This is a genomic window from Taibaiella lutea, from assembly GCF_008629695.1.
GTDB classification, from domain to species: Bacteria; Bacteroidota; Bacteroidia; order Chitinophagales; family Chitinophagaceae; genus Taibaiella; species Taibaiella lutea.
In genome coordinates, this window is record NZ_VWSH01000001.1 from 1,118,952 (window position 1) to 1,132,813 (window position 13,862).

Here is a 13,862-nt window from a genome sequence, read left to right on the forward strand (position 1 = left end):
GAAATTACATTCGAGTTATAAAGATTTTGTGGTTTTGACAAGCTGAGGCACCACACAATTATTGAACTATCAGACCTTTTCAACAAAGTCAGATGATAAAACAATAAATTCACGGAATACTCGCTTCAATATTGAGGACGTTAAAAAATCTTATTGAATGTTCGGAGGTTGCAGGAGCACTTCCAGATGCAAACATTTTATTAATGCTTCGTCGCGCAAAGCATGGAGATAACAAGGAGCATTTTCAGCAATGGTTTTGGAAGCAGAGAAATCAAGATACCAAAACTTATCATGATCAGAAGTATTCATTTTTTTTTGAAGCGGCACATGATCATGCACTTCTTCTGTCATCTGATTATTCCATAACATTTTTCCAATTGCTTTTAACGGAAGCAACTGGATACTGAAAATGGTTAAAAATATGACTGCAATAAACTTCTTCATGGACGGCGAAGATAAAGAAATGCTATCAAATTATTGTACAATAATCAATTAAGAAATTTTGAAGAGTCAATTAAAAAACTTTATAGCTGCACTTTTCGGACATTATTTAATAAAACCTAACAGCCCGAATTATTTCACTTCCACCCGGATACCTTCGGTATGGCTGCTAAATTCAGGGGCATACATACACTGAATACTGGTAATGCCATTTGTGTAATTGCCTTTTGCGCTTACCCAAACAGGATATTCAAAAACATAGGTGCCTTTCGAAAGATGGTCGAAGAAAAAATTGGTTGAAATATCCTTAGTACTTTGAAAATAACCGATGCCGCTTTGATAATGATATTGGCTTAAAACATCAACAGGCTCAAAGCAAGCAGCGCGCATATCTTTCAATTGAACATATTCCATATCTCTATCCACTTTTACAACAATCCTGATTTTAACTTTATCGCCTACCTGCAACTTATTTCCTTCTGTCAGGGCTACCAAAACAGGTCCGTTATCACTATTCGTTTCCTTATACAATTGTTTTTCCAACTGAACGGGTGTTGAAGTAACCGTCGGAATTTTATCCATCTGATCGAAATACTGCCAATAAACGGCACCCCAGCTTACCTGATTTTGCGAACCTGAATTTTCAACAATGACTTTAATATTACCCATGTCCTTGGTTATATCTTTACCTGCAATACGTTTTTTGAAATATCCTGTTCCTGCTTGTTCAGGTAAATCAGAAGATTTAATTTTTTCATTCCCTAATTGAATTACGACATCGGGCTCGTTAACTAACCAGTCATTTCCGCTTAGCAATAGCGCATAACATGCATCTGCTGTAGCTTTGGTAGTATTCCAGTTTTGGGTTTGCTTATTTTTCAATAACCACAATTTCATTGCTTCAACAGAAGGTATATCTTTTGTGATTTCAGTAAATGCTTCAATTAATAAAGACTGGCTTTCAATCGGAGCCTCCGACCAACTATAACCTCTTGGCATGTCTTTCCAGTACATACCTGATTCCTCATTCTGAATGGCCGTTTCTTTCAGGGATTGCATAATTTGCAAAGCCGTCTTCGCATCACCCGTTCTGTACAAAGCCAATGCTATCTGACCTTTCATATAGGGATTGAATTTCGACCAATATTTCCCTGCCTGCTGTTTATAATAGTCAAATGCTTTCTTGTTTTCTGCACTTAATGAACTCCCAACGTAAAAACTGCGCATATACAAATATTGAACCTGATAATTGCTGATATGCTGCAAGTTCATATCAGCTTTGTTTTTCAGCAATTCCTTGTATTCGTCATTCATTTGCGCATCAGTATAATGTAAAGCCTTTGAATAGATTTGTTTCAAATCATTGTTGTCTGAATTCTTTACATTCAGTTTTTGCAATCTCCCCATTCCGGTCAGGATATATTGCGTAATAAACCTATCGCCGTACATACCTTTAAACCACGGAAAACTACCATCCTGCGACTGCATTTGCTCAAGTTTTTCAAGCGTTTTCTTAAATTCCTTTGAAAGCTTATTTGCCTGAAAAAGCAATGCTACTCTGTGTTTTTGGGCTGTTTCGTTTTGAGCTTCCATTACCCACGGTGTCTCTTCCAATAAAGCTGTTTTAAGCTCCTCATTTTTTTCAAGATTGGATATTAAAGCTGCACTGTCTTTTCCCTGCCATTGGTTAAAAATCTGTTGTATTTTAGGTGATTGTGCAACTATATGCTGCGCCAGAGCATTGGCATAAAATCTGTTGAAAGTCTGCTCTGCACATTCATAAGGATACTCCATCAGATAAGGCAAAGACTGCACCGCATACCATGCAGGATTGCCTGTAAATTCAACAGTCAGGCTATGCGGCAATAAAGTGTTACTGGTATTGTTTACAAGGTTGTTTAATGTGTAGGTTTTGCTTTCATTACCGTTAATAGAAACAGGCAACGTTTCTGTAACCAACATACGATTTGTAATGACAGGCAATGTATTTTCTTCACCATCACTAAAGTTACCCGACTTTGCTGTAATCCTTACGATTACCGGCGTGTAGCGGCTTTCCGGAACATGAAGATTCCAACTGGCAACCGTACTCTGACCTTTGTTTACAGTAAATGGTTTTGAATCGTGTTCATCTGACGACCATGTTAATGACATGAATTGCGCGAACGGAACAGGTTGTAATGTTTGTGCATCAAGTAATTCAATAGTAGCGTTTCCTTTTAAAACATTCTCACTAAGGTTGACAATTTTTGTACTGAACTGAATGTTGTCGCCCTGACGTAAAAACCTTGGCATGTTGGGCATCACCATCAAATCCTTCTGTGTTTTTACTTTGCCTTGCAGATAGCCTGTTTTCCAATCTTGGGTATGCGCAAAAGCCATCATCTTCCATTCTGTCAAAGCTTCCGGCATAGTGAACGTAAAACTTACATTGCCCGACGAATCTGTTTTTAATTGCGGAAAAAAGAAAGCTGTTTCCTGTAGGTTTTTGCGTATTGGAATATTGCTTATCTGCTCGTTGGGTGTAGTAGCTTCCGGCAACATCATATGTCTTGGTTCTTCTTCTATATCTTCTTTGTAATCCATTGAATTAGCAAACAATACTTTGGATTTCCTTTCATTTACTTTAGCTGTAGCTCCTGGAGTACCATCAAAAGCCGGAGCTGCAAAGGACATAACTCTGCCGCCGTATGCTGACTCAGTAACATAATTATTTTCGAAACTTATAAGCTCGTCGTATCTTTTTTCAAAATATCCATATTTCGGTGACAAGCCATAAATCAATTGCCTTGAACTGTTTAAGCCAAATCCAAGATTATCGTTCCAGGCTTGCATGCTATAAACATCCGGAAATAATTTCTGCCAATTCCAGTCATGAGGCTTGAATGCATCGAGGGAAGCATCATACATACCTGCCAATAGTTCAGACGTAACTCTTTCCTTTTTATTACCTTTTATGGTTAATGTCCATTGTTCTTTCGTTCCCGGCTGTAATTTGTCCCTGTGTGTTCTCCATTCAATCTGCAAATCTTTATTGCTCCAGGGAACATTTATAGTTTTATCAATAGTATAAACGCGGTTGTCATAAACATATAACCAGGAGAAAGTCATACCGCCTCTATCCTTTTCCTGAATATCGATACGAATTGGATTGGTGCTTTTATATTGAACGGAAGAAGTGTGCACCAAATAAGGATTATCAATACCGGTTCCAAGCCACAATTCCATTTTTTCACCGGGCTCGTAACTTTCTTTTTCTGTAAAAGCAATCAATGGTTGTTGATTCGGTTCTTTTTTTCCCGGAGCCCAAACATGCGTGTATTTTTTCTCTACAATTTCATGACCTTGTGCATCTTTGGTTTTAATTTCTATTACATACCATCCATTCTGGTTCCATGTTTCCGATGGAACTTCCAGTTTTCCATTTGCAACGGTTGTCCAGTTTTTTTCAAAAAGTACTTTTTCAATTTCCCAGTTCAGGTAATTATTTTCTTCCTTATATTCATCGTTTGGAAAAGCTTTGTGAAATTCATTTTCAGTCATTACAAACTGATCAGGAACAGACCATATTCTTTTACGGAAGAACCCTGGAAATTTTAATCTTGAAATAGCAATATGAACGTTTGCCGATGTAAATATATTATTCAGATTTTCTGTTGTAATACTAAGTTGCTGCAGATCTTTTGGCTTTGATATTTCCGGAATAGATGCAACTATCTGAAGGGATGTATATCCGCTGACAAGCTGTTGCGTTCCGCTCCTTGTTTCACCATTGATGTCTGTAACATCAGCATATACTTCATAGTAAAACAATGGCATGGATTTTGGTTCAATGCTTAAATCCGGCATTGTTTTAAACGGAATTTCAAAAGAACCATCAACAGCGGTTACAATGTTTCCATTGGCAACTTCTGTTTCCGTTGCCTGCGGCATTCCCCAATAATAATAACACCAATAATATGGAAAGCGTGTCTTCCGGACTACTCTGTATTTTACAGAAGCTCCATCCACATTATTGCCAGCATAGGCCTTTGCAAAACCTTTTACAGTAACATCTTCATTCAAAGCATAGCTTCCTTTTAATGTGTCAAATTCCACATAGAATTTAGGGCGCTTATATTCTTCTACTGAAAAAGATTCACTACCATTTTCATTGCTGATGCGCATCATTCCATTCATCAAACCATCGGGCAATTGAAATGTACCGGAGAAGGAGCCGAACTCATTTGTTTTTAGCTGAAGGGAAGCCTGCTTCTGATTATTGGCATCATATAATGTAACAGTTGTGTTTTCATTTGCAACTACGTCGTTTTTCCTGTTGCCATTACTGCTCTTCACCATTATTCCTTTGAAATATAATGTTTGTCCCGGACGATAAATGGATCTGTCGGTAAAGAAAAAAGTCTGTGTATGAACGTTATCAGATTGTTCATTCGCATAACTGTTAATATTACCTCCGATATAAACCGAGTCAATTCCTTTTACAAGCAATATATTTCTGATAGCCTTGGTGTAATCATAGTTTTTATAAACCGGCAAATGCACCATTCCGTTTTCATCACTCACGCCATCGCCTAATAGTTTATAATTTGTTCTTGAATTTTGATAGCTGTCATTATAGTAAAATAGCTTTACGCCTGATAACGGATAACCGGTTTTACGATTCAAAACGTAACCTTGCTTTTCATTATTCTGCTGTGCAACAAAACTAATGCCGGAAACCTGAAATGAGCTGTAAGTAACGATTTGATCTTTGTCAGCAATATTTTCCTTACTGCTTGCTATCAATGCATAACTACCCATGGGCAAGGCATCTATTTTAATTTCGGCACTATGCTGCTCTAAGTCAGCAATACCGGGCAATAATTGCTGCCATGTGCGGAGCGGCTGTAATTTCTGAATATTATTCAACAGAGAATCTTCTGAAGTATATTCATACATATTAGTTTTAAAAGGCACTTTGTATAGCTTCAGAAAAACCGTGGGGACATTCTTATAAATTACCAATGCCTTTATGTTTTCGTCGGGAATATTGACTTGCTCTGCCTGTAAAGACAAAGAAACCTCATTGATTTGATTTAATAAGTTTTGAGCATTTACAGCGCCTTCTGATTTAGGAAATTTTGAAATAATCGATACTAATTGTTGTTGTATTGCAGGTAAATTTCTATTGCTTTTCTTCTTTGGCATTTTACGATAAACAGGAACATAATTTTCGCCTTCATTCATCTGCTGTTGTGCTATTAAAAATAATGCCTGTGCACTTGAGGGGCTTGCAGGAAATTTATCGATAATCTTTTGCAAAGCCATTACATAAAGACTGTCTTTTTGAGCATTGACACTATTTGCATGCACAAATTCCAATCGCTGCAAATCCGCATCTATCAAAGCTTCGGGCTTAGTATCATTTAAATGGAAGGCTATCAAATCCTGAAATAATCTCAGAGTTCTGAACTTAAAAGAAGAGCCATCTTTTACTTTTACACGAACAGCGCTGAATTTATTCGCAGGTTCAAACCACAGACTGCCATCTATCTGAAACGCATCTGCTACTTTCGTAACAGTTGCTTCTTCATCCTGGAAGAAATCAATCGCCTTAAATGCAAGCAAGTCATACAATGTAGGCCGCAATGCTTTTGTATTAATTCCTTTCGAAATGATGGGTTCATACTGTCCGACCGGAGTTGATTGTAAGAGTGTTTTGTCTTCAATAGATGCTTCGTATAATTCTGCAATGCGGTTTATTAAAGCAACTGCATCCCAGGTTTCTATATCATCGGAAGTAGTTTGTTCCAATTTCGTCCTGTTGTACAATTCATATCTGTTTTGCTCGTAGTAGTTCCAGTACAGGCCGGCTGTAAGATTTTGCCATATTGCTTTTTCAACACCTGAACTTTTACCTGCTAAAGATTCCGATGCCTTTATCTGTTGCTGTAAGGCATGCTCTTCATTTTCATATTTCAAATTGATCAGATAAACCTGAGCCTTTATTTTATCCGGAATATCATTCTTCGTCATAGCATCATTGAGTATCTTTTCAACCATAGGCCGGGCTGATTTGGGCAATCCTTTTTCAAGCAATGAATCAATCTTTACCCACTCAATGGCATAATGGCTGTCTCCTGCTTTATTCTGTGCAAAAGACCAAACAGGCAGATAAATAAAAAACAATAGAATAGTTATGACTTGCTTTAGCATAGCATATTTTTAAAAGAAGAATGAAGAATACAAATAAAGTCAAAATACAGATGCACTTCGTACCCAAATTGCATAATGTTGTTATAAATTTAATATCTTTATTTTTGAAAAGAAAAGACACCATCCATTACGCACTATCAAAGGGTTCAATCTTGTTCTTCAAAGGTTGATTCATTTTATATAATGATTACCCATGATAATTTCTATATTAAAAAACACGGCTGAAAGCCTACTGCATTTATTTTATCCGCAGCTTTGTGCCTCCTGCAATCGCCCGCTTCACCGCGATGAAAACAGCCTTTGCTTACATTGCATCTTAAAACTGCCACGAACCGGGTTTCACAATCATCAGGAAAATAAAGCTGCAAATATTTTCATTGGGCGCGCACCCATTGAACACGCAACATCGTTCGTCTATTTCACCAAAGATGGCATAGTACAGGACCTACTTCATACGTTCAAATACGAAGGCAAGAAAGATATAGGCCGGTTGTTAGGAATGCTTTTTGCTTCAGAACTCAAATCAACTGACTGGATAAATAAAATCGACTATATTATTGCCATTCCTCTGCATAAAAGAAAGGAGCGGCAAAGAGGATTCAATCAGGCTGAGATTTTTGCCGAAAGCATAGCAAAGGAATTAAACATATCTCTGCTAAAAAATTCAGTTATACGAACAAAGTTTACACATTCTCAAACTACTAAAAACAGATTGGAAAGAATAGAAAATGTGTCGGGTATTTTTTCTGTATTAAAAAAACAAGACTTAAAGAACAAACACATTTTGCTTATTGATGATGTACTTACAACAGGCGCCACGCTTGAGTCCTGCGCATTAGAATTATTAAAAACAAAAAGTGTGAAAGTTAGTATTGCAACTATTGCATTGGCAATGGATTAATAAACAAAATTTAAGCTTTACTCTATGCAACTAAATCTACATTATTGAAAAAATAAAAGATTACAACAAAAACAAAGCTGCCTCAAAAAAAGAGGCAGCTTTATTTTTATAAAGAATTGATTATTCTAATTCAAGCTTCTGAAATCAACCGGAACCAATTTACTCACACCGGCCTCCTGCATGGTTACACCGTAAATAACATCCACAGCAGCCATAGTTTGTTTATTATGGGTTACAATAATGAACTGCGAATTATCGCTGAACCTACGAATCATCTGTGTAAACTTACCGACATTCGCATCATCCAATGGCGCATCTACTTCATCCAAAATACAGAAGGGTGCAGGTTTGATAAGATAAATAGCAAACAAAAACGCCGTAGAAGTCAAAGTCTTTTCGCCACCCGATAGTTGCGTCAATGTACTCGGACGTTTACCTTTTGGCTGTGCATAAATCTCAATGCCGCTGTCAGCAACGTTATCAGGATCTGTCAATTTCAAATCCGCAGTATCTTCTTCGGTAAACAAAGCCTTGAATACCTGTTGAAAATTAGTGCGTACGGCATCAAAGGTTTCCCTGAACTTAGCATTGGCAGTATTTTCAACTTCTTCAATGGTTGCCATCAACATGTCATGGGCTTCCATTAAATCGGCTTTCTGATCTACAATGAAATCATGTCTTACTTTAATCTCACCATAAGCCTCAATAGCTGTAGGATTCACTTCACCCATGTTATCAAGACGCTTCTTCATACGATCGGCTTCAGCATTCAATTCCTCAACCGTCATATCATTCTTACGTTCTTCTTCCAATATTTCGTCCAGGTCAACTTTAAATTCCACACTCAATCTTTCTTTCATGCCTGCCACCTGCAGCTTCATTTCATTGAGCTTCTCTTTAATGGAATTCAATAAAGTTTCTGCTTGTTCCTTTTCTCTCCGTTGACGGCTGATTTTACTTTCATGTTCACTGATAGCATTACGCATTTCATAATAAACACGGTCTTTTTCACTCAAACCTTTTTCATCCGCTTCTTTTTTCTGCAATAGTTCATACAACTCATTATCGCCAAAGTGGAGCTTGCCACTTGTTTCAGAGATTTGTAATGCTGTTTCCTTCAGTTGCTCTTTATTATTGGCAATCTGTTGCTGTAAATCAGTCAATTGATTGTTCCTGAAACTTAATTCCTGCTTCAGATTTTCAATCTTGCTCTGCTGGCGTGTATATTGTATGTTTTGATTATTGTATTGTTGCTGCGCCATATTGAAGTCCTGCTCCACCGTGGCAAATTCTTCCGAAGCCTTCTGTATAGCGCCTTGCAGCGATTGCAACTCTATTGTAATCTCATCCAGTTCACCTCTCGTACCGCTGATATTATCCTGCGTATCTGCCAGTTGTTCTTCCAAATCCTGCAAACGCTTTTCAGCAGTCTGATTCAGGTGTTCAAAGTTTTCGATACGATGCGCAAGATTGATTACCTGATTATTCAAGCGGTTAATTTCATTCCTGTTTTGCTCAATCGCTTTATCATTCAAAGCCTGATTATAGCCCGTAATACGCGTTTGAGTTTCGGCAATCTGTTGCTTTAAATCGGTTGTTGAAGATGTCAGTCCGGCAATTTCCTGTGTAAGTTTTTCCAGATTTTTGGCACGGCCTATTTTATTGCCCTCGAACAAACCAATACTGCCGCCGCCTAATGTATATTTACCTCTTACTGATTTTCCTGATTTTTCAATCAAAACATTCCCATCCTCAACATCGGTTGTAGCAATGCTTTCAGATGAGATATAAACATGTCCCAACAGATATTCCGCTAATGCCTGATATTGTTCATCGACATTTACAACACTTAATGCAGGAATCAGATCTTCATTTGAATCCCCGACTTTGGGTTTTGGATTCTGAACGGAATCAAATTGATTCAACAGGAAAAAATTTGCTTTCCCTTTTTTATTATTGTCCAGCAAACGCACGGCCTGTGCCGCTTCTTCTACATTCTCTACAACATAATAATTCAGGTAATTGTCCAGTACGTTTTCCAACGCTGTGCGATATTCATCCTGCACCACAAAAACATCGGAAAGCAACGGCGCATTGCTGTTCCAGTCTTTATTTTTCTTCAGGAACTTAATACTATCCGGATAACCTTCCAGACTATCAACCAATGATTTCAACAAGTCATGTTCATTGCGGCGCGCATCCAGTTTCCTGTTTTGTTCTACTAATTGTGCACGCAAAGTTTCCAGCTGCTCCTGCCCTTCTAATATTTGTACTTTGGTTTCGTCCTGCTTCGTAATTAAATTTTGCAAGGTTTCCTGGCTGTCTTGCGCAAGCGCTTCCGATTCCTGCTTCTCAGTATTCAAACTACTTATTTGCGAAGTGCGTTGCGCTTTTTCATCCTGAATCTGTTGCATGGATCTTTGCAGATTCATTACAGAAGTATCTGCCACAGCCACTTTTTTCTCTGCATCAAATTGTTTGCGCTGGAATTGCTGAAGATTATTTCTTTGATGTTCCAGGGTTTGTTTCTTTGCATCAAACAGCTCTCTTTTCTCGTCTAAGGTATCGCGTAAAGTTTCCAATGCATCACGTAAATCCTCCGTTGCATCCAGTTCCGTTTTAATTTGCTGGTCCGCAAAAGCGATAGATTCGTTTAATTGCTTTAATTGGTTATCGGCATTCGTAAGAAAAAGGTTCAGACTTTTTTCTCTGTCCTGTAAATGGTCCAGACGTTGCGCAGCAAGCTTTTTATCGCTTTCCAATGAACGTATGCGATTTACAAGCTCATTGAATTGTTTTTGCAAACCATTCAATTCCTGTTCCTTCTGAACCAATTTCACTTTATTGGCTTCAATCTCTGCTTCATCTCCTGCAATCTCCGTTTCAATCTTTAGCTTCTTGTCATGCTCAATATCATGCTGCGTATTAAGGTCCTGATACTTATCGTTGAATTCCTCCAGAGAAGCTTTCGCCAATTCAATGCTTACTTCTTTATATTCACCCTTTATCTGAAAATAACGTTCTGCTTTTTTAGCCTGGCTTTCAAGCGTTCTTAAGTTATTGCCGATTTCAAAAAGCAAATCATCAATTCTCGAAATATCCTGTAATGTGGCTTCCAGCTTCGATTTGGCTTCTTTCTTCCTCGTTTTGTAAATAGAAATACCGGCGGCTTGTTCCAACATTCTGCGGCGGCTGCCTTCTTTATCTTTAATGATATCGTCCACCATGCCCAATTCAATGATAGCATAAGAATCGTTGCTGACACCGGTATCAAGAAACAGATTATGAATGTCTTTTAAACGGCAGCTAACATCGTTCAGGCGATATTCACTTTCACCACTCTTATAAAATTTACGTGTAATGGTAACCGTTGTAAATTCGGTGGGAAGAAGGTTACGGGTATTTTCAAATGTAAGCGACACTTCCGCCATGCCGGACGCAGAGCGGCTCCTCGAACCATTAAATACCAAATCATCCAGATTGTCCGAACGAAGGGATTTAATTTTATGTTCACCAATTACCCAGCGAATGGCATCAATGATATTGGATTTACCACAACCATTCGGGCCTACAATTCCGGTTATCGGGTTGTCGAGCAATATTTGTGTTTTATCCGCAAAGGATTTGAATCCTTTTATTTCAAGCGATTTTAAGCGCAATGTGTTTAGTTTATTTTTTTGAAGACAATATTTTTTGAAAATAGTATTTTTCCAAGAAATGTTTTTAAAAATGTTGACAAATGTACGAAATCAGCGATGTATTGCGATGTTTACGCGTAAAACACAACAGGCAACCTGAATCAGATTGCCTGTTGTCGGTTTTCAAACTTAAACCCAATTACCTGTAACCACCTCCGTGATATCCGCCATGATGATGATGCGGACGCCCACCATAACCCCTACGCGGCCCGTAATAACCAACATAACAAGAACTCAATGCGAATGATAAAATCAATGCCAATGCTACCAATGAAAACCAGTTTTTCCTTTTCATAATTTCTCTTTTTATGGTCTTTTGACGAATTATATAATAAATGGTTTAGCTGCGATTGCCTGAATTAACAGTTGTAACATTATTTTTACAACTATACTTTTTTGATTTTAAAAATCCAATCAAATAAAAAACGGTTGTAACTTTTGAGTAACAACCGTTTAAAGACTATTCTATTAATTTATTATGCGTCAGCTTTAGCTTTCAATGCTTCCCTGATTTTACCTTCGATTTCTGCAGCAAATTCAGGATTGTCAATCAAAAAGTTTTTCACCGCATCACGACCCTGACCAATTTTGGTATCACCGGAGCTAAACCAGGAACCGCTTTTAGTCAGAAAACCCATTTCGACACCCATATCAATTATTTCACCAATCTTGCTGATACCTTCACCAAAAATGATGTCAAATTCTACCTGACGGAAAGGCGGCGCTACTTTATTTTTTACAACCTTCACACGTGTACGGTTACCTGTAGCAACATCACCGTCTTTAATCTGAGCAATACGACGGATATCCAAACGTACGGATGCATAGAATTTTAATGCGTTACCACCGGTTGTCGTTTCAGGATTACCAAACATTACACCGATTTTCTCACGCAATTGGTTGATAAAAATACAAGTACAGTTGGTACGTGCAATAGTGGCCGTCAATTTACGCATTGCCTGACTCATCAAACGCGCCTGCAAGCCCATTTTGCTGTCGCCCATTTCACCTTCCAATTCGCTTTTGGGAACCAATGCAGCAACCGAGTCGATTACAACAACATCCAAAGCTCCGGACAGAATAAGGCGCTCAGCAATTTCCAAAGCCTGCTCACCATAATCGGGCTGGGAGATTAAAAGGTTATCGACATCCACTCCTAATTTTCTTGCATAACCCGAATCGAAAGCATGCTCCGCATCTACTATAGCGCAAATACCACCTTTCTTCTGTGCTTCTGCAATAGTGTGGATAGCAATCGTTGTTTTACCTGAAGATTCCGGACCGTATATTTCAATGATTCTGCCACGAGGAAAACCACCCACACCTAAAGCCACGTCCAATCCTAATGAACCGGTTGAAACAACTTCCATTTCGGTTGTTTGTTTCTCTCCCAATTTCATTACAGAACCTTTACCGAAATCCTTATCTATTTTGTCAAGCGTCATTTTGAGCGCCTTCAGTTTTTCCTCTGACATGTTGATTTGATTTTTATATTGTTAATTTTATTTTTCTATTTTCTGTTTCTGATATAACACTAACAACGGCCGGATTAATATTATAAAGCAAAAGTACCTACCATGTACGCCAAAACGTGGCACAGTCTAATTTCTTTATAATTCTTTTTCAAAAAAAGAAAACTCCGGTTCTGATCATTACCCTATAAACCACTCAATAGCATCACTCAGCTTACGTTTCAGGTCTTTCCTGTTTACAACATAATCCAGAAAACCTTTTTCAACCAAAAATTCGCTTCGTTGGAAACCTGCAGGCAAATCTTTTTTGATGGTTTCTTTAATAATACGCGGACCTGCAAAACCTATCAGGGCATTGGGCTCAGCAATATTAATATCTCCCAACATTGCAAATGATGCCGTAACACCGCCTGTTGTAGGGTCTGTCATTAATGATATATAGGGCAGTTTAGCATTTGCAAGCTGTGTAAGCTTTGCAGATGTTTTTGCCATTTGCATCAACGAAAAAGCACTTTCCATCATACGCGCACCGCCTGATTTTGAAATAATCATAAATGGCAGTTTATGCTTGATGCTGTAATCAATACCGCGTGCAATCTTCTCACCGACAACCGACCCCATTGAACCACCAATAAAATTAAAGTTCATGCAGGCAATTACCAATGGTTTTCCATCAATATCCCCTACCCCAACGGTCATTGCATCCAATAATCCGGTAGTTTTTTGAGCGCTTTTCAATCTTGCTTCGTAAGGCTTTACATCCACGAATTTAAGATTGTCTTTTGGTGCGATATTGCCAAAAAGTTCTTCAAACTGCCCGTTATCAAATAATATATCAAAATATTCTTCGGCGTTGATACGGTTGTGAAAATTACAATTCGGACATAGATAAAGGTTTTCCTTTAATGCAGTCTGAGTAATGGTTGTCCTGCATTCAGGACATTTGTGCCAAAGTCCATCAGGCGCTTCTTTCTTTTCTTTCGTTTCGGTAGAAATACCTTTTTTAATACGACGAAACCAGGTTGACGACATTTCTATTGTTTTATATTAATTCAAAAGTAAAAAGTCAGGGAATCTAACTTATTACTGTTTTAAAAATTCAGGGCGAAGAGGGCGACAAAAATAGCTAATTAAGCTTAGGAAATTTCAAAT

General features: G+C 38.0%; 7 protein-coding genes. 1 reads left to right on the forward strand and 6 read right to left on the reverse strand.

Annotated elements, in window-relative coordinates; genetic code table 11:
- Window positions 1-150: 150 nt before the first annotated feature.
- Window positions 151-444, reverse strand: a complete 294-nt coding sequence (locus F0919_RS04825; RefSeq protein WP_150031575.1) for a hypothetical protein — start codon at window positions 442-444, stop codon at window positions 151-153.
- Between the two features lie 129 nt (window positions 445-573).
- On the reverse strand, window positions 574-6,639 hold the full coding sequence (locus tag F0919_RS04830) for an alpha-2-macroglobulin family protein (protein ID WP_150031576.1): 6,066 nt from the start codon (window positions 6,637-6,639) through the stop codon (window positions 574-576).
- A 193-nt stretch (window positions 6,640-6,832) separates the two neighbouring features.
- On the opposite strand from F0919_RS04830, the gene F0919_RS04835 reads away from it, so the two are divergent.
- Window positions 6,833-7,540, forward strand: a complete 708-nt coding sequence (locus tag F0919_RS04835; protein WP_150031577.1) for a ComF family protein — start codon at window positions 6,833-6,835, stop codon at window positions 7,538-7,540.
- A 125-nt stretch (window positions 7,541-7,665) separates the two neighbouring features.
- Here the strand turns inward: F0919_RS04835 and smc are convergent, their stop codons facing one another.
- From smc to accD, 4 genes are all read right to left on the reverse strand, one after another.
- Window positions 7,666-11,199 carry a chromosome segregation protein SMC gene (gene smc, locus F0919_RS04840; RefSeq protein WP_150031578.1) on the reverse strand — a complete coding sequence of 1,178 codons (3,534 nt, stop codon included), beginning with the start codon at window positions 11,197-11,199 and terminating at the stop codon, window positions 7,666-7,668.
- Between the two features lie 178 nt (window positions 11,200-11,377).
- Entirely contained in the window at window positions 11,378-11,533 is a 156-nt protein-coding gene (locus F0919_RS04845; protein ID WP_150031579.1) for a hypothetical protein, read from the reverse strand.
- 181 nt (window positions 11,534-11,714) lie between these two features.
- Window positions 11,715-12,713 carry a recombinase RecA gene (recA, locus tag F0919_RS04850; protein WP_150031580.1) on the reverse strand — a complete coding sequence of 333 codons (999 nt, stop codon included), beginning with the start codon at window positions 12,711-12,713 and terminating at the stop codon, window positions 11,715-11,717.
- Window positions 12,714-12,890: 177 nt separating this feature from the next.
- The gene (gene accD / locus F0919_RS04855) at window positions 12,891-13,742 is read right to left on the reverse strand and encodes an acetyl-CoA carboxylase, carboxyltransferase subunit beta (protein ID WP_150031581.1); all 852 of its coding nucleotides are present in this window, start codon (window positions 13,740-13,742) and stop codon (window positions 12,891-12,893) included.
- Window positions 13,743-13,862: the final 120 nt, after the last annotated feature.